General features: G+C 70.8%; 17 protein-coding genes. 7 read left to right on the top strand and 10 right to left on the bottom strand.

Annotated elements, in window-relative coordinates; all coding sequences use genetic code 11:
• Positions 1-582: a nucleotidyltransferase domain-containing protein gene (locus VGB24_RS22455; protein WP_331075159.1), complete on the bottom strand. Its 582-nt coding sequence runs from the start codon at positions 580-582 to the stop codon at positions 1-3.
• Positions 583-713: 131 nt separating this feature from the next.
• Positions 714-932, bottom strand: a complete 219-nt coding sequence (locus tag VGB24_RS22450) for a DUF3072 domain-containing protein (protein WP_331075158.1) — start codon at positions 930-932, stop codon at positions 714-716.
• 182 nt (positions 933-1,114) lie between these two features.
• Here VGB24_RS22450 and VGB24_RS22445 point away from each other — a divergent pair, with 182 nt between their 5' ends.
• Together VGB24_RS22445 and VGB24_RS22440 are read left to right on the top strand one after the other, a co-directional pair.
• The gene (locus VGB24_RS22445) at positions 1,115-2,056 is read left to right on the top strand and encodes an ABC transporter ATP-binding protein (RefSeq protein WP_331075157.1); all 942 of its coding nucleotides are present in this window, start codon (positions 1,115-1,117) and stop codon (positions 2,054-2,056) included.
• Positions 2,049-3,077: an ABC transporter permease gene (locus tag VGB24_RS22440; RefSeq protein ID WP_331075156.1), complete on the top strand. Its 1,029-nt coding sequence runs from the start codon at positions 2,049-2,051 to the stop codon at positions 3,075-3,077. Before VGB24_RS22445 ends, VGB24_RS22440 begins: the two co-directional genes overlap by 8 nt.
• A 76-nt stretch (positions 3,078-3,153) precedes the next feature.
• On the opposite strand, the gene VGB24_RS22435 is transcribed toward VGB24_RS22440, so the two are convergent.
• On the bottom strand, positions 3,154-3,525 hold the full coding sequence (locus tag VGB24_RS22435) for a hypothetical protein (protein ID WP_331075155.1): 372 nt from the start codon (positions 3,523-3,525) through the stop codon (positions 3,154-3,156).
• Between the two features lie 285 nt (positions 3,526-3,810).
• Between VGB24_RS22435 and VGB24_RS22430 the strand changes: the two genes are divergently transcribed.
• From VGB24_RS22430 to VGB24_RS22415, 4 genes are all read left to right on the top strand, one after another.
• On the top strand, positions 3,811-4,320 hold the full coding sequence (locus VGB24_RS22430) for a sigma-70 family RNA polymerase sigma factor (RefSeq protein ID WP_331075154.1): 510 nt from the start codon (positions 3,811-3,813) through the stop codon (positions 4,318-4,320).
• On the top strand, positions 4,317-5,090 hold the full coding sequence (locus VGB24_RS22425) for a hypothetical protein (protein WP_331075153.1): 774 nt from the start codon (positions 4,317-4,319) through the stop codon (positions 5,088-5,090). Before VGB24_RS22430 ends, VGB24_RS22425 begins: the two co-directional genes overlap by 4 nt.
• Positions 5,091-5,121: 31 nt before the next feature.
• Positions 5,122-7,335, top strand: a complete 2,214-nt coding sequence (locus tag VGB24_RS22420) for a carboxypeptidase-like regulatory domain-containing protein (protein WP_331075152.1) — start codon at positions 5,122-5,124, stop codon at positions 7,333-7,335.
• A 73-nt stretch (positions 7,336-7,408) separates the two neighbouring features.
• On the top strand, positions 7,409-8,182 hold the full coding sequence (locus tag VGB24_RS22415) for a hypothetical protein (protein WP_331075151.1): 774 nt from the start codon (positions 7,409-7,411) through the stop codon (positions 8,180-8,182).
• 72 nt (positions 8,183-8,254) lie between these two features.
• On the opposite strand, the gene VGB24_RS22410 is transcribed toward VGB24_RS22415, so the two are convergent.
• The 7 genes from VGB24_RS22410 to VGB24_RS22380 all read right to left on the bottom strand — a co-directional run bounded on the left by VGB24_RS22410 (position 8,255) and on the right by VGB24_RS22380 (position 15,516).
• Positions 8,255-9,109, bottom strand: a complete 855-nt coding sequence (locus VGB24_RS22410; RefSeq protein ID WP_331075150.1) for a hypothetical protein — start codon at positions 9,107-9,109, stop codon at positions 8,255-8,257.
• A 49-nt stretch (positions 9,110-9,158) separates the two neighbouring features.
• Positions 9,159-10,253, bottom strand: coding sequence for a PAS domain-containing protein (locus VGB24_RS22405; protein WP_331075149.1), 1,095 nt, complete (start codon positions 10,251-10,253; stop codon positions 9,159-9,161).
• A gap of 73 nt (positions 10,254-10,326) precedes the next feature.
• Positions 10,327-10,932 carry a DUF4276 family protein gene (locus VGB24_RS22400; RefSeq protein WP_331075148.1) on the bottom strand — a complete coding sequence of 202 codons (606 nt, stop codon included), beginning with the start codon at positions 10,930-10,932 and terminating at the stop codon, positions 10,327-10,329.
• Entirely contained in the window at positions 10,929-12,110 is a 1,182-nt protein-coding gene (locus tag VGB24_RS22395; RefSeq protein WP_331075147.1) for an AAA family ATPase, read from the bottom strand. Before VGB24_RS22395 ends, VGB24_RS22400 begins: the two co-directional genes overlap by 4 nt.
• Before the next feature lie 75 nt (positions 12,111-12,185).
• Complete coding sequence (locus VGB24_RS22390) at positions 12,186-13,181, bottom strand: amidohydrolase family protein (protein ID WP_331075146.1); 996 nt, start codon at positions 13,179-13,181, stop codon at positions 12,186-12,188.
• On the bottom strand, positions 13,178-14,065 hold the full coding sequence (locus VGB24_RS22385) for an alpha/beta hydrolase (protein WP_331075145.1): 888 nt from the start codon (positions 14,063-14,065) through the stop codon (positions 13,178-13,180). The genes VGB24_RS22390 and VGB24_RS22385 overlap by 4 nt, the downstream gene beginning before the upstream one ends.
• A complete protein-coding gene (locus VGB24_RS22380; protein ID WP_331075144.1) occupies positions 14,062-15,516 on the bottom strand; it encodes an NAD(P)/FAD-dependent oxidoreductase in 1,455 nt (484 codons plus the stop codon). Before VGB24_RS22380 ends, VGB24_RS22385 begins: the two co-directional genes overlap by 4 nt.
• A 156-nt stretch (positions 15,517-15,672) precedes the next feature.
• Between VGB24_RS22380 and VGB24_RS22375 the strand changes: the two genes are divergently transcribed.
• Positions 15,673-15,981: a hypothetical protein gene (locus VGB24_RS22375; RefSeq protein ID WP_331075143.1), complete on the top strand. Its 309-nt coding sequence runs from the start codon at positions 15,673-15,675 to the stop codon at positions 15,979-15,981.
• Positions 15,982-16,106: the final 125 nt, after the last annotated feature.

The raw sequence follows: 16,106 nt of genomic DNA, 5'->3' as shown, positions 1-16,106 counted from the left end.
TCAGATCGTCGGCAGTGCTGATTGCGAGCCCACGATCCACGCTTTGGGGCCGGTGACAACGTCCTGGATGAACGCGCGGCCCGCCTTCAGCTTGGCAGTGAGCGTAGCGAGGGTGTAGCGCTTGATGTCCAGCGGCCGCCCGAGCAGCGACTCGGCGGGGAGCGTTGCACGGCTGAGTGATCCAGCCGCAATCCCTTCTTCCACGACGAGCAGATCGATGTCGCTGTCCGGCCGTGCGTCGCCACGCGCGACGGACCCGAAGATGAACGCGGCGCGAATCCCTTCGACGTCGCGAAGCGCGACACCAAGCACTTCTGCCGGGTCGGCGTGCTCGCGGATCAGGGTTCGCAGCGCGGTCCAGCTGGGATGGTCGATCAGGGGAACGAAGTGAACCCGCCCGCCGTCTTCGGCTCGGCGAATCAGCCCCAGCGCTTCGAATCGCGCCAGCTCCCGCTGCAGGGCGCCCATCCCGAGGCCGGTGCGCCTGTGGATCGCGCGGAGGTGTAGTCGCGCCTCCGGGTCCAGCAGGAACTGAGTGACCAGCCGGACGGTGCCGGACGGGAGCAGGGTGGTCGGTAGCATGAAGCCTCGCCTGATCAAGTGTACCCAAGTTTGGTACATCGTTCGGTGAAGGTCAATGGTCCCGTGCCCAAGAAGAACGAAAGCGCCCCCGGCTCGTCCAAGCCGGGGGCGCGCATCGGGCGGACGAGGGCTCAGCGGCCGCGGCCGGTTTCATCCTTGAGCTCGTCGATCTTCTTGGAGGCCTCGGCCTTGGTGAGGTCGTCCTCCACTTCCACGTGCGCCTCTTCGGCGAGCGTGTGAAGGTACGAGCGCTGGGCGCCCGTCATCGGCTCGTCGCCCGTGACCCAGTTGTCCGGGTCCTTGATCATGTTGCTTTCCTCGGCGTGCTCCTGCGTCGCGCGATCGGTCATGGCCCGTTCTCCCGCATGTGATCCAAGTAGTTGTCAGTCAATCTGTTGGGCGTGCTCATCAGCAGGAAGTATACCAAAGATACACCGAAGATCGCCGCACTCCGCCCTCGTGCTCCGCGACCGCGGCACCGGGCGTGCGAGCGTGGGCCGGCTTCCCTCTCCCCGGTGAACGGAGACGCGAGTTGGAACGGACGGATACACGGACGGAGCCCGCCATCCGCTGCCGCGGTCTGCGCAAGCGGTTCGGCGGCACGGTGGCGGTGGACGGCATCGACCTGGAGGTGCGCCGGGGCGAGTGCTTCGGCCTTCTCGGGCCGAACGGCGCGGGCAAGACGACGACGGTGGAAATCCTGGAGGGGCTGCAGCCCCGTGATGGCGGCGAGGTGCAGGTGCTGGGGATGAGCTGGGAAAGCGACGCCCCCGCCATCCGCCAGCGCCTGGGCGTGCAGCTGCAGGAAAGCGAGTTTTCCGACCGGCTGACGGTGGAGGAGATCGTTCGGATGTTCCGCTCGTTCTACCGCCAGGGCCCCACGCCCGACGAGCTGATCGACTTCGTGCAGCTGGGCGAGAAGCGCGCTACGCAGGTGCGGCACCTGTCCGGGGGCCAGCGCCAGCGGCTTTCCGTGGCCTGCGCGCTGGCGGGCGACCCCGACCTGCTGTTCCTGGACGAGCCCACCACCGGCCTGGACCCGCAGTCGCGCCGGCAGCTGTGGGACGTGTGCGAGGCGTTCAAGGCCCGCGGCGGCACCATCCTGCTGACCACGCACTTCATGGACGAGGCCGAGCGCCTGTCGGACCGCATCGCCGTCATGGACCACGGGCGGGTGATCGCCCACGGCACCCCGGCGGAGCTGATCGCGTCTCTGGGCGGCGCGCACGTCATCGAGTTCGCCGCCACCGCGCAGCCCTCGGACGACGAGTTGCGGGCCATCCCGGGGGTCACCCGCGTTTCCACCCACGGCGGCGCGACGCAGCTGACTGTCGAGGAAACCCACCGCAGCCTCCCCGCGCTACTGGATGGCATCGCCGCGGCGGGCGGCGTTCTCACCGTGCTGACCACCCACCGCGCCACGCTGGAAGACGTGTTCCTGGCCCTTACCGGACGGGAGCTGCGCGATGAGTAGTCCCCTTCGCGAGCTGACCCTCGCCCGCGTCCGCGGCTTCGTGCGCGAGCCCGAGGCGCTGTTCTGGACCTTCGGGTTTCCCATCATCATGGCCGTGGGGCTGGGCCTCGCCTTCCGCGAGGCCCCGGCGGAGCGCGCCGCGGTGGGCGTGGAACGAAGCTCCGTGGCCGAGCGCTACCTGCCCGCGCTCCGCCAGTCTGCCGAGGTGAAGGTGACGGTGCTGGATGCGGGCGCCGCCGAGCGCGCCGTGGCCAGGGGCGACGTCGCCGTCCTCCTTGCCGGGCGCGGCCGGCTGACGTACCGCTTCGACCCGGCCCGCGCGGAAAGCCGTAGCGCGCAGCTGATCGCCGACCGCGTGGTGCAGCGCGCGGCCGGGGCCGTGCCGCGGGTGCCGACCATCGACGACCCCACGCGGAGGCCCGGCGGGCGCTACATCGACTGGGTGATCCCGGGGCTAATTGGTTTGAATTTGATGTCGACGGGGATGTGGGGGATGGGCTTCAGCCTGGTGCAGATGCGGCAGAAGAAGCAGCTGAAGCGGATGTCGTCGACGCCCATGCGCCGGAGCGACTTCCTGCTGGCGCAGATCCTGGCGCGGCTGGCCTTCGTGGTGCTGGAGGTGCCGCCCATCGTGCTGTTCGCCTGGCTGGCGTTCGGCGTGCAGGTGAACGGGTCGCTGGCCCTGCTGGCGCTGGCGGTGGTCCTGGGCGCCATGACCTTCGCCGGCCTGGGGCTGCTGGCGTCCACCCGCGCGCGGACCATGGAGGGGGTCAGTGGGGTGCTCAACCTGGTGATGCTGCCCATGTTCGTGCTCTCGGGCGTGTTCTTTCCCGCCAGCCGCTACCCCGACGCGCTGCAGCCCTTCGTGCAGGCGCTGCCGCTGACCGCGCTGAACGACGCGCTGCGGGCCGTCTACAACGACGCGCTGCCGCTGGGGGCGTTCGCGGGCGAGGTGGGAATCCTGCTGGCGTGGATGATCGGTTCGTTCCTGCTGAGCGTACGGGCGTTCCGCTGGCAGTGACCGTGCGAGGATCAAAAGGAACGCGGGGCGACCCCGCCGTGAACGAGGCCGCCCCGCGCGCCGACCGCACTCCGCCTCAGCCCGCCTGCAGGGTAGCGGTGAGCTCCTGCGTCTGGGGCCCGCAGGTGGCCCCTGGAACCACGATGCCGCTGCGCGTCCACACGGCCGACCCGGGGCGCTGCACGCGCACCGTGTAGGTGCCCGCCGGCCCGATGGCGGCCAGGTAGCGCTCGCTGCCCGCGCCCAGGTGGCGGAGCGAATCGGCCAGGGTGCCGGTGGACCAGGTGCCCGTGACCTGCAGGTCCACCCGCTGCTGGGTGGGCCCGTCCACCACCCGTACGACGACGGCCGGGCTGGCGGCGTCGGGGCAGACGGCGTTGACGGCCATGTCGTTGCACGCGCTGGCGGCGACGGCCGCCGCGAGGGCGGCCAGGATCGGCCTCTTCATCTTCTCTTCGAATTCCGGCTGACGGGGAATGTCGCACATGGCGGAAGCCGCCTCGGGCCTACAACGAACGGCGCTCGGAAGTCGTGACACGTGTGCGCCCCGCAGCGTTGGCGACGGCGTGTCACGATCGGCGCGCGACGGGCGTTCTTCCCCCGTCGGACGCGTGGCGCAGGGCGCCGCGCCGCGTTATTCCGCTCCCGAAGCGATGATCGAGCCCACGTGCCGAGCAGCCACGCCGCCCGCCCCGCGCCGGACGCCGCCGCACCCGCGGCGCCGAGGCCGGTCTTGAAGGCCGTTCCCCCGAGCGCCCCGGACTACGACGCGCTGTTCCGCGACGTGTATCCGTCGCTGTTCCGCTACCTGCACCGGCTGACGGGCGACCACGACCAAGCCGAGGACATCGCGCAGGAATCGTTCGTGCGCCTGCTGGGGCGGTCGCTTCCGGGCGACGAGGCGCGGCTGTGGCTGTTCACGGTGGCCACCAACCTGTTCCGCGACGGGGCACGCACCCGCAAGCGCCGCGAGCGGCTGCTGACGGCCACCCCGTGGAAGCCGTCGGCGCTCCCCGCGCCGGACGTGGAGGCGGAGCGCAAGCACGCGGTGCAGCAGGTGCGCCGCGCGCTGGAGCAGATTCCCGAACGCGACCGGCAGATGCTGCTGATGCGCGAAGAGGGATTCAAGTACGACGAGATCGCCCGTGTGGCCGGTGTGGCCCCGGGATCGGTAGGCACGCTGCTGGCCCGCGCAACCCGGCGGTTCCTGGCGGTGTACGACGGAGAACGGGAGGACGGATGACACACCTGGGTGAAGGCACCCTGCAGGAACTGCTCGACGACGAGCTGGCGCCCGACCTGCGCGGCGCGGCCGACCGGCACCTGGCCGCGTGCGCCGCGTGCGCGGGCGAGCTGGCCGAGCTTCGCGCGGGCGGCGAGCGGGCCTCGGCGCTGCTGGGGCTGGCCGACGTGCCTGCCCCCGTGCTGCGGGCGCAGGCCGGGTTCCACCGCCGGCGCCGCGCCGGCGGCCCGCTGGCCGGCGCCGGGCGGGCGCTTCCGCGCGCGGCCGCCATCGCGCTGACGCTGGCCGTGGCCGGCGTGGCCGCGGCCGTGCCCGGCAGCCCCGTGCGCGGCTGGCTGGGCGGCGAAACGGTGGAGGAGCGGCCCGCCGAGCCGGTGCGGCTGGAGCGGGCGCCCGAGGCGCCACCGGCGGCGGTGGTGCCCCTGCCCAAGGCCGTTTCCATCTTCCCCGACGCCGGGCGCGTGCGGGTGGTGGTGTCGGGCTCGTCGCCCGAGCTGCGGGTGCGGACGCGGCTGACGGACGGGCCCAACGCCGAGGTGCACGCCACGGGCTCCGCCGCGTCGGCCCGGTTCCGCACGGCGCCGGGGCGCATCGAAGTGGTGGGCGCCGGGCCGGGCGAGGTGGTGGTTCACCTTCCCGCGAGCGCCCGGGCGGCGTTCCTGGAGGTGAACGGCCGCGTGTACGCCGCCAAGGAGGGCGCCGTGCTGCGCTCGCTCCAGCCGCGGGTGGACGGGTCGGCCGCCGAGCCCGTCTTCCGCGCCGGGCCGTGATGTCCATCCGCTTCCCCGCCGCCGTTCGCTGATGCTCACCGCGCTGTTCGCCGCCGCGCTGATCGCCGCCGCCCCGGTCCAGGACACGGCCCGGGGGGTCATCCGCGGCACCGTGCAGAGCGACCCGTCGGGGCTGCCCGTGGCGCTGGCCGTCGTGGAGGCCGGGTCCGGCCCCCGCACGATGGTGGGAATGGCCGACAGCGCGGGCCGGTACGCCGTGCGGGTGGGCGCCGGCTGGCAGGTGGTGCGCGTGCGGCACCTGGAGCACGCACCACAGGAGATGCAGGTGCTGGTTCCCTCCGGGGGCGAGGTGGTGCTCGACGTGGCGCTGGAGCTGCGGCCCATCGCCCTGGCCCCCGTGCGCGTTCACGCCCTGGGCGACCCGCGCGCCGACAGCATCGCGGTGCCCTCGACGGACGTGAGCTACCTGATCGGCCATCGCTCGCTGGGCGAGGGGAGCGGGCTCGACGGGGCGCTGGGACAGGAGTACGAGCCGGACACCGAGCCCGCCGGCGACGACGGCGACGCGCTGTACGTCCGCGGATCGGCGGGAATGCTTCAGCTGGTGCTGCTGGACGGCGCCCCCGTGTACGCCCCGTTCCACACGGGCGGGCTGCTGGAAGCCTTCGAGCCCGGCGTGCTGGGGTCTGCCCGGCTGTACCTGGGCGGCGCGCCCGCCCGGTACGACGGCGGGCTCTCGTACGTGATGGACCTTTCCACCCGCGGCGGAAACGGCGACCGCCACGCGGGCGCCGGCGCGGTCGACATGATGTCGGCGCGCGGGCGCGCCGAGGGGCCGCTGGGCGACGGTGCGCGGTACCTGGTGTCCGCCCGCACGGTGCACGGCGCCAGCATGACGCAGCTGGAACGCGAGCCGTTTCCCTATCGCTTCGGCGACGCGCTGGCGCGGCTGGACCTGCCGACACAGTACGGGGCGCTGTCCATCACCGGGTTCATGAACCGCGAAGGGGTGCGCATCGACACCGCCGGGCCCGGCGACGGCCATGCGCGGTGGGGCAACCTGGCCACCTCCATCCGTTGGCGCGGACGGCTGCGCGGCGCCGATGCGGAGCTCACCCTGGCGGGCGGGCGCTTCGACGCCAACCTGCCCCAGCCCGATTCCGCCCGGCTGCTGGAGCTGGAGTGGCAGCAGGAGCGGCTGCGGCTGGGGCTGGACCTGGCCAGCGACCTGCGGGGGGGGGTGCGGCTGCGCTACGGCGCGTCGCTGGACCGCACCTGGTTCCGGCACATCGCCACCGTTCCCGAGGAGTACCGGCTGCTGCTGTACTCGCGCGGCGCCGGCTCGGCGGCCGGGGGCTACGTGGACGCCTCGTGGCAGCCCGCCAGGCGCGTGCTGCTGCGCGGGGGCCTTCGCGGCGACCACTTCTCGGTGGGCCAGGTGGCCAAGGTGGCGCCGCGCGCCTCCGCTACCTGGCTGCTGTCGGACGGCGCGGCGCTGACGCTGGCGGCCGGGCGCTACCACCAGTACGTGCGCGTTCCGCGGCCTTCGCTGCAGGCGGGCGCGCCTCCGCGCAACAGCGCCGACGCGATCCGCGTTCCCACGCAGATTGCCGTCGCCAGCGCCACCCACCTCTCCATGTCGCTGGACCAGGAGCTGGTGGCCGGGGTGCGGCTGGGGCTGGAAGGGTTCTACAAGCGCTTCCACGGCCTGCCGCTGAAGGACGCCAGCATCGCCCACAACTCGGGGGTGGACGTGTGGGTTCGCCGCACGGCGGGCGAGGTGACCGGCTGGCTGGGCTACTCGCTTTCCTGGGGGTGGAACTCGAACGAGGGGATGGGCACCTCGGCCGAGTTCGTGGGCCGGCAGACGGTGAGCGCGGGCGTCCGCGGCCCGGTGTGGCGGCGCACGCTGCTGGGGCTGCGGGTGGCGTACGGCGACGGCCTGGCCTACACCCCCGTGACCGTAGGAAACTCGGAGGCGCTGGACGGGGGAAGCCTTCCCGTGTACCAGAGCGGCAACTCGGTGCGCCTGGACAGCGATGCGCCGCTGCGGGGGCCGTCGGCGGACTTCCTGCGCGTGGACGCCGAGGTGTCTCGCACCTGGACGCCCATGGTCGCCGGCCGCCGCACCCAGCTGACGCCCTACCTGAAGGTTCTCAACGCCCTGGAAAGCCGCGACGCGCTCTTCTACCGCTACTTCGCCGAGGGCGACAACGGCGCGCGCCTGCAGCCGGTGTCCACCCTGCCCGTGGTGCCGGTGGTGGGGGTCGCCTGGCACTTCTGACGCTTGAGAAAGCCGTGGCCTCGAAGTAGCTTCATCCCCCGCCCGCCAGTTCATCCCCGAAGTCCGAAACGCCATGCACCCCACCATGCTGCGCCCGCTGAACGTGGGCGAGATCCTGGACCGCGCGTTTTCGCTGTATCGCAGCCAGTTCAGGCCCCTGCTGGGCACGGCGCTGACAATGTACCTGCCCCTGGCCATGCTGTCGGTGATCTTCGGCGTCGCCGCGGCGTCCGGGTCCGATGCGGCGCTCCTGGCGGGGGGCGCGCTGGCCCTGCTGGTCGGCCCGATGATGCTGGTGGGAATGGTGCTGGTCGTCGCCGCGCTGACCTACCAGGCCAGCCGGGCGTACATGGGGCACCCCGCCACCGTCGGCGAGGCCGTGCGCCACGGCTTCGCCCGCTTCTTTCCCCTGGCCGTGGCGCTGATCCTTACCGGAATCGCCGTATTCCTGGGGCTGTTCGGGCTGCTGATCGGGGCGCTGATCGTGTACGTGCTGCTCTTCGCCGTGGTCCCGGCGGTGGTCGTCGAGCGCCGGGGCCCGCTCTCGGCGCTGCAGCGCTCGGCGGAGCTGGCGGAGGGGGACTGGTGGCGGATCTGCGCCGTGGTGGTGGTCGCGGGGCTGATCGCCACCCTGCCTTCCGCCGCCGTGGAGTTCCTGATGTCGTCGGCGGTGGAGTCCAAGGACCCGCTGTTCACCGGGATCGTCGGCGCGCTGAGCGCCCTGGTGAACGCGCTGACCTATCCGTTTTCCGTGGCGGCCACGGTCATCCTGTACTACGACCGCAGGGTGCGCGCCGAGGGGCTGGACGTGGAGCTGATGGCCGCCACCGCCCCGGTGCCGGCCTGAGCCCGAGGCACGACGAAACGCGGGCGGGCCGAATCCTCGGCCCGCCCGCTTTCCGTTTCTGCCGATGCGGCACTACCAGTCCATCCCGGCGGAAACCAGGAGGCCCCACTCCGGGCTGAACGGGGTATAGCCGGCCACCGCCTCGGCCAGCAGCCAGCGGCGCCCACCGGCACGCACGCCCAGCCGCACCTCGCCCAGCGACTCGTTGCCGCGGATCTCCCGGCGCCGGGGCCTGCCCACCTGCTGGCCGAGGACGGTGACCATCGGGCGGAGGGCGCCCGCGGCGTACTCGGCGCGCAGGGCGTATACCAGCAGGTCGTCCTGCTCGAAGGTCGGCCGGCGGGTGCCGAAGATGCCCACGCCCGCCTCAGCCTGCAGCGCAACCGGCCCGCGGACGGTCCGCCCGCCGAGGGTGGCCATGAAGTCCGTCGCGTCCCGGTCCAGCCCCACCGCGTTGTCCGTGGTCGGCAGCCGCGTGCCGAAGCGCAGGGCGGCCGCCACGGGCCCACCGTCGTCCGTCAGGCGGATGGCGGTGAGGATGCGGTAGTCGCCCGCGTCGTGGCGCTTTCCGTCATCCGCCGGCCTGACGTACGGCTCCGGCGCGGCGAACGACGATTGCTCATCGAAGAACCGATGCACGGTGCCGCCGCCCTCCAGCACCACCCGCCCGGTGCGCCAGAACGCCCGCCAGTTTCCCGCCTCCACCAGCCTGCCCTCCGTTCCCGCCAGCGACGCGCGCTGCCCCGCCATCCATCCACCCCCCACCTGCGCCGACGCGGTGCGGCCGCCGTCGAACATCCGCCACTCCAATGCATCCAGCGGCCGCAGCTGCGCCGATGCGCGCGCCGGAAGGACGCAGAGAACCAGCAGAAACGAGATTCGCCGCGCGAATGCACATCGCGCGGCGAGCGGGGTTGGACGCATCATCCGTGGCTCGACGGGAGAGAAGGGGATGCGGAGATGCCGTGCCGCCGCTTCAGATCTCGCGCATGGTGAGCACGGCACCCAGCTTCTTGCCTTCCGCGAAGACGGGGCTCGCGCTGCCCTCCAGCCGCGCTTCGGTGCCGTCGCCGCGCCGGACGAGCCACCGTTCGTTGGTGACCACTTCGTCGTTCAGGGCGGCGCGGGCCAGCGGAAGGTCGCGCGCCGGGTACTCGCTCCCGTCTTCGCGCAGCAGGTGGTACTCGCGCGTGTAGGCGTCGGGCGCCACGCCCAGGCGCTGCGTTCCGTGCATCCGCTCCGCGGCGTCGTTGACGAACCGGATGTGCCCCTCGGCGTCGGTTACGATCACGCCTTCCAGCAGCTGCGCCAGGATGGCACGGTGCTCGGCCGCCGCGCGCTGCATCTGCGCACGCTCCGCGACGATGTCCGTCACGTCCACGCTCACGCTCAGGATGCCCGACACCCGGCCGTCGGCCTCGAACAGGGGCTGATAGATGACGTTGAAGCAGCCCTTCACCCGTTCGCCGGTGCCCGTGGGATCGAACTCCACCGGCATTTCATGGCCTTCGAAGGCCTCTCCGGTGGCGTACACCTGGTCCAGCAGCTCGAAGAAGCCCTGGCCTTCCAGTTCGGGAAAGGCGTCGCGCACGGTGCGGCCTTCCACCTCGCGGTCGCCGATCAGGCGAAGGCCCATCTCGTTCACCACCTCGAACCGGTGCTCCGGCCCGCGCACGATGCTGATGGCGATTGGCGCCTGCCGCACGATGTTCCGCACCGCTTCGCGCACCGCCTCACCGTGCTGCCGGCGGGCGATCTCGGTGATGTCGCTGAAGAGCAGGAGGATGTGCCCGTCGCCGGAGGGCGCCGCGCGCACCTTGTGCCACACGTAGAGCGAGGGGTAGAAGTGCTCGACGATACGCACCAGCCCCTGCTCGCGCGCCGCGCGCACCTCGCTCTCGAAGCGCGTGCCCGCGACGTCGGGAAGCGCCTCCCACACCACGCGGTTGACGAGGTCGGCGCGGCGGCGGCGGAACAGCGTTTCGGCGCGGCGGTTGGCTTCGGTGATGCGCCAGTCCGCATCCAGCACCAGCACGCCGTCGGTTACGTTGTCGAGAATGGTCTGCAGCATGATTCTCCCACACGAGGCACTTGATCCAGCGGAGAATCTAGCGGCTGTCCGCGGCGGGAGCGAGCGGCGGGGCTCAATCGGCCGTCTGCGCGAGGTGCTGGAGCAGGCGTTCGCACCGGGGTGCGCGTGCCCGGACGGTCGCGGGATCCAGGCTATCGAGGATCTTCGGGGCGTGCCGCGTCTTGTGGTACAGGCCCGGCTGCGTGTTGCGCGTGGCGTCCTTGAGCGCCTTTTCGACGTCTGCCTTCGGGATCTCCTCGACGTTCTTGCGCTTGGGAATAGACGCGGCGGCGAAACCCTGCCCGTAGAACCGCGCCAGTGCGGCTGGATCGGCGACGAACCACGATTCCATCAACTGCGTCATCAGGTGGATGGAATCGTCCTTGGCGAATGAGAGATCCCAGCGGTCCTGCGCGGCCAAGTGCTCGCGCTCCGTGCCAGTTACAGGTGCCTCAGCATCCACGAGCAGGAGAACGGCAGCCCCTTCGTGCTCGCGAGTTCCGAGGCGGAACAACTCGTAGGTTTCCTGGCGCGACCCGCACATCACCACGCGCAACGTGGCCTTTGATCGCGTGCCATCCGGACGGGCTTTGTTCAGAAACTGGGTGAAGGCGCCGCGAAGCCAAGCCTTGCTGTCCTTTCCCCCGCCCCCTTCCACGTAAATCCGGATCTCGTTCACCAGCGGTTCCCCCCGATCTCCCCCATCCGCCAGATCTCACCGAGCGAGTACTTCTCCAGCCACTCGCGCAGGTGCTCCGATCCCAGCCGCTCGATCGTCGTCCCGTCTGGAGTGATCTCGCAGACCAAGATGCACTCCGGCGTGTCCGACAGCGCCGAGACGAGCGCATCCGAATGGGTCGTGACGAACAGCTGTGTGCGCTCCGACGCTTTCCGAAGCAATTCCGCGATCGTCGGCAGGATGTCCGGATGCAGCCCGAGCTCCGGCTCCTCGATCCCGATCACCGGCGGAGGATTGGGATGCAGGAGGATCGCAAGAAGGCAGAGGTAGCGAAGTGTCCCGTCCGACAGCCGCGTGGCAGGGGTGAGACACCCTCCTTCCTCTTCGATATAGAGTTGGAGCGTCCCACCTTGGATTTTTGTGGATATGTGCCGCGCACGATCGTAGAACCGGCGAAGGTAACCGATCAGTTCGTCGCGGCTAGCGGATGTCTGCCCCAAGTCATGGAGGATCAATCCGAGATTGCTCGCATCCGGGGACAGGAAGTCGTTCGGCAGATCAGTCGGTTGCGGACGCCGTGAAGGCGCTCCTCGACCGAAGTTCCACTCCTGGAACAGCCTTATGCCGCCGAAGAGTTCCGCAAGAACAGTGAGCTCCGGGTACATCTCCGGCTCTCGGAATTGTGAAAGCACGGATTGATCGGGCTTTACGGTCACGCGCCTAAGCGCAGGTTCGCTGTTGTCGGGTGTTGTCCGAAGTTTCGCCTCTCCGTCTTTCATCCCATAGACTACGCTCGAGACCTGCCCAGTATCTGCAACCCGATAAATCCTCTCGTTATCCAACACCAGCCGACTACCGGCCCTGGTAAGTCCGAGGTAGAAATAAACCGATTCGGCACTGCCTCGCTCTTCCTCGATGGCCGCTGTCAGTTGCGCGACTTCCCTGACCTTGGCGCCCTTCCAGAGATATTCCTCAACACCACCCCCTTCACGAAGAGCAGCAGCCAAATCAGACGCGCTGGCACGGAGGATCGCGAGCGCCTCCAATATATTTGACTTACCGGACGCGTTCGGACCGATCAGGACGTTGAGCGGCTGAACCTCTACAACGACTCCCCTGGGTCCGAACGACAACAAGTTGTCGAACCTGAGGTCACGAATACGCGGCCGTCCTGGCATTTCAGAATGGGTCGTAGGCAAAGGTTGGTACGATGCGAATATGAGTGACCTGGGCTGACTGGGAAAGCTTAGACTCTATGTGGACAGCCACCTGTCCAAGTTCGCTAGGACGTGCACCGCACGGGTGAGGGTGTCGTCCGCGTAGCCGAGGGCGCGCTTCATCTCGATGTCGCGCTGCATGCGGTTGCCGATGCGGTCCAGCGCCACCGCGCGGCGGGCGCCCAGCTGGCGCGCGTACCAGAAGGCATTGGAGGGCACGGGAAAGTCGCTTCCGTGCAGCATTCGCGGGGCGAAGTCCGGGTCGCGCGCAAAGCGGGGGAGGTGCGCGAAGCGCGGCGGGTTGGCCATTCCCGAGTTGTCGACCCACAGGTGCGGAAACTCCCCCAACATCGTCCGCAGCAGCGGCACCTGGTCGGGATCCCCCGCGTAGGTGACGGGCGCGCCGCAGTGCGCCACGATCATCCGTACCCCCAGGCGCAGCGGCAGGAGGATGCGGCGCAGGTCCTTGAGCGCCGGGTTCACCTCCGCGAAGGTGTTTTCCGATCCCCCCGAGTGGACGAGGATGGGGATGCCCGTTTCCGCCAGCCGCCGGTAGAACGGGGCGAGCGACGGGTCTGCCGGGTCGATGCCGTGCGTGGCGGGAAGCCACTTGATGAGCACGGCTCCGCCCTCGATGCACTCCTCCAGGCGGTCCATCGCGTCCGCCCGGTGCGGGTTGATCGAAGGGCCGGGGAGCAGCTGCGGGTACCGGCGGCAGACCTCGAACACCCAGCTGGGCGGGATGAACATCTGCGACCTGGCGCGGTCCAGCGCGCCCGCCCGGTCGTACACCCCGTCGAACCCCAGCACCACGGCGTGCGTCAGCTCGCTGCGGCGTACGCGGTCCGCCACGTCCGCGGCCCAGTCCGCGTCGGCCGACTCGCGCATCTGCCGCGCGTTGATTCCGTGGCGCAGCTTCAGCAGGCGAAAGCTCATCCGCCGCATGAACATGGGAGAGACCCAGCAGCCGGAGCCGTTGGTCCCCACCCCCGCCAGGTGCACGTGGATGTCGATCCTGGGCGATTCGCTCATGCGGCTGCAGGCTGGTGCTGGCCGATCCACCGGACCACGCGCTCGATGGTGAGGCGAAGGAAGGGAAGCGCGTAGTGCGACACGCCACGCAGCGAGAGCAATTCCGCGCCCGGGATGCGGGCGGCCAGCCGCGCCCCCTGCGCGTGCGGGACGATCCAGTCGCCGTCGCTGTACACCAGCAGCGTGGGGTGGGTGATGGAGGCCGCGCGAGCCTCCAGGTCCAGTTCCGCGAGCAGCCGCTGGACGGCGGCCACGTAGCTCCACGCGCGCCCGTCGTCGTCCACGCGGCGAAAGGGGTATGCGGCGCGCTTCACGGGGCCGAAGGCGGGCACCAGCCCCCACCATCCGTAGTGCCGGCGCTGCGCCAGCGTGTCGCGGCGAAAGAACCCCCGCAGCTCTCCCGCCACCGTGCGCGCACCGATCCGCACATCCACCGGCGAGGAAAGGATTGCGGCGGAGGCGGCGCGCTGCAGCGACCCGGAGGCGAGCGCATCCAGCACCAGCGATCCTCCCAGGCTGTGACCGACCACGTGCAGCGGCAGCGCGGGCCGTCCGCGCTCCGCCTGGTCCGCCGCCGCGGCGATGGCGGTGCGGACGGAGTCCGGCGCGAACACTGTGGTGCTGGCGCAGCCGTGCCCGTCCACGTCGAACGAAAACACCTCGGCGCCGCTGGCCAGCAGCGCGCCGAACAGCTCGAGCAGCGGAAAGAGGGCGTCGTTCCCCGCCCCGTGGGCCACGAGCACGCGCGCGGTGGGCGGGCCCGGCGGAACCAGCCGAACGGCGCACGCCTCGCCCCGCGCCTCGGCGCGGTCGTATCGCATGCCGTGGACGGTGGCGCCCAGCCGCGCCGCCCAGTCCGCCAGCCGCTCCGCGTAGCCCTTCATCCGGCGGGCGGGGACGAGCCCTGGGCGCGGTCGCCACCCATCCACCCGGTGCCCTCCGCATCCGACGGCGCCACCTGCCCCTGCGCCGCAGCCACGGCGGCATCGCGCGCGGCGGGGCGGCCCTCGGACAGTGGCCGCTGTGCACGATCCACCGTCCCCAGCGGCTTTCCGGGCGGGGCGAGCTCCGACCCCACCTCGCCGGTGATCAGCCGGGCACCGCGCTGCCAGGTGAGGTAGCTCCACGCCCACTGCACCATCACCAGCAGCCGGTTGCGGAAGCCGATCAGGAAGAAGATGTGGACGAAGAGCCAGGCGAGCCACGCTAACCACCCCTCCACCTGCACCTGGTGCGCCTGCAGCACCGCCTTGCGTCGGCCGATGGTGGCCATGCTCCCCTTGTCGACGTAGCGGAAGGGCCGGCGCTCTTCGCCGCGAAGCGTAGCGCCGATGTTTCGCGCCACGTGCCGCCCCTGCTGAAGCGCTACGGGCCCAACGCCGGGAAGCAGCTTGCCGCGCTTGTCCTGCAGGTGCGCCAGGTCGCCGATGACGAACAACTCGGGGTGGCCGGGGACGGACAGGTCGGGCTGCACCATCACCCGGCCGACGGGGTCCGTGGGCACGCCCAGCATCTTTCCCAGCGGCGACGCGGTGACCCCGGCGGCCCAGACCACGTTGCGCGTACGGATGCACTCATCGCCGATGTACACCGCGTCGGCCTCGATGCGCGTGACGATGGCCCCCGTGCGCACCTCGACGCCGATGTGCTCCAGGGCGCGGCGCGCGTAGTCGCTCAGGCCCTCCTCGTACGCCGCCAGCACACGCGGCCCGCCTTCCAGCAGGATCACGCGGGCGGTGGACGTGTCGATGTTGCGGAAGTCGCGCACCAGCGACCGGCGCGCCGTCTCGGCCATCGCCCCCGCCATCTCTACCCCCGTGGGCCCGGCGCCGATGACGACGAAGGTGAGCAGGTCGCGCCGCTCCTGGGGATCCGTGGCGGCTTCGGCGGCTTCGAAGGCCAGCAGAAAGCGGCGGCGAATTTCCGTGGCGTCTTCCACGGTCTTCAGCCCCGGCGCCAGCGGCTCCCACTCGGGGTGGCCGAAGTAGGCGTGCGTGGCGCCCGTGGCCACCACCAGGTAGTCGTAGTCCAGGGTGCGGCCGTCCGCGAGGCACACCGTGCGCCCGTCGAGGTCGAAGCCGGTGACCTCGGCCATCAGCACCTCGGTGGCGCGGCTGCGGCGCAGGATCAGGCGGATGGGTGCCGCGATGTCGGCGGGCGACAGCGTGGCCGTGGCTACCTGGTAGAGCAGCGGCTGAAAGAGGTGGTGGTTGCGCCGGTCGACGAGCGTGGCGCTGACGGGCACGCTGCGCAGCGCGCGCGCCGCCGAAAGGCCGCCGAACCCGCCGCCCACGATCACCACGTGCGGCACCCTGAACACCCGCGTCGAAGTCATCTCCGTTGACCTTTGCACCGTTGTCGTCGTCAGCTCCGGCGAGAACGATACCGCCTGCGGGGCACGGCGGAAACGGGTCTCTTGACCCGGGCCGGGCACGGGGGTAGCATCACGTTTTAGGGAGATTTTCGCATTCGCACAGGCGTGCAGACCACAATGACGGGAAACGGCGTAGACGGAACGGATGGCGCTCTCATTGCACCCACGCGCGACGATGCGCTGGCGTTCCTGGCCCGCGCCATCGGGCCGGACCGCGCCGCGTCGACGTGGGTGCGCGCCGTTGCCGCCGCCGGAGTGGGCTCGCCGGGGGGCGAGCTCAGCGTGGACGAGATGCTGAAGGTGGCGGAGCGTCTGGCGGCGGAGCCCGGGGTGGTGGGGGTGATCGGCACGTCGCTGGTGGTGCGGCTGCGCACGTACCGGCTGATGGCGTCCACGCAATCGGAACGCGAGAAGCCGCGGGATTGAGGGCGGACGACCGGCGGAGGGTGTGGCGGGGGGTCGGAGTTTCGGCTGGGTTCCTGAGAAGGGTGGGGCGGTTCGACTGACGCTGGTGCATGCCGCGGGGGGCCCCACCCCCCGCCCCACCCCGC

This window comes from Longimicrobium sp. (assembly GCF_036399935.1).
Lineage (GTDB): Bacteria > Gemmatimonadota > Gemmatimonadetes > Longimicrobiales > Longimicrobiaceae > Longimicrobium.
This window is presented reverse-complemented; position numbering and strand designations above follow the sequence as displayed.

Bases quoted from the DNA above. Each gene is read 5' to 3' on its own strand.
- VGB24_RS22455 (WP_331075159.1), bottom strand. From the start codon at position 582: ATGCTACCGACCACCCTGCTCCCGTCCGGCACCGTCCGGCTGGTCACT.
- VGB24_RS22450 (WP_331075158.1), bottom strand. From the start codon at position 932: ATGACCGATCGCGCGACGCAGGAGCACGCCGAGGAAAGCAACATGATC.
- VGB24_RS22440 (WP_331075156.1), top strand. From the start codon at position 2,049: ATGAGTAGTCCCCTTCGCGAGCTGACCCTCGCCCGCGTCCGCGGCTTC.
- VGB24_RS22435 (WP_331075155.1), bottom strand. From the start codon at position 3,525: ATGAAGAGGCCGATCCTGGCCGCCCTCGCGGCGGCCGTCGCCGCCAGC.
- VGB24_RS22425 (WP_331075153.1), top strand. From the start codon at position 4,317: ATGACACACCTGGGTGAAGGCACCCTGCAGGAACTGCTCGACGACGAG.
- VGB24_RS22420 (WP_331075152.1), top strand. From the start codon at position 5,122: ATGCTCACCGCGCTGTTCGCCGCCGCGCTGATCGCCGCCGCCCCGGTC.
- VGB24_RS22415 (WP_331075151.1), top strand. From the start codon at position 7,409: ATGCACCCCACCATGCTGCGCCCGCTGAACGTGGGCGAGATCCTGGAC.
- VGB24_RS22410 (WP_331075150.1), bottom strand. From the start codon at position 9,109: ATGATGCGTCCAACCCCGCTCGCCGCGCGATGTGCATTCGCGCGGCGA.
- VGB24_RS22405 (WP_331075149.1), bottom strand. From the start codon at position 10,253: ATGCTGCAGACCATTCTCGACAACGTAACCGACGGCGTGCTGGTGCTG.
- VGB24_RS22395 (WP_331075147.1), bottom strand. From the start codon at position 12,110: ATGCCAGGACGGCCGCGTATTCGTGACCTCAGGTTCGACAACTTGTTG.
- VGB24_RS22390 (WP_331075146.1), bottom strand. From the start codon at position 13,181: ATGAGCGAATCGCCCAGGATCGACATCCACGTGCACCTGGCGGGGGTG.
- VGB24_RS22385 (WP_331075145.1), bottom strand. From the start codon at position 14,065: ATGAAGGGCTACGCGGAGCGGCTGGCGGACTGGGCGGCGCGGCTGGGC.
- VGB24_RS22380 (WP_331075144.1), bottom strand. From the start codon at position 15,516: ATGACTTCGACGCGGGTGTTCAGGGTGCCGCACGTGGTGATCGTGGGC.
- VGB24_RS22375 (WP_331075143.1), top strand. From the start codon at position 15,673: ATGACGGGAAACGGCGTAGACGGAACGGATGGCGCTCTCATTGCACCC.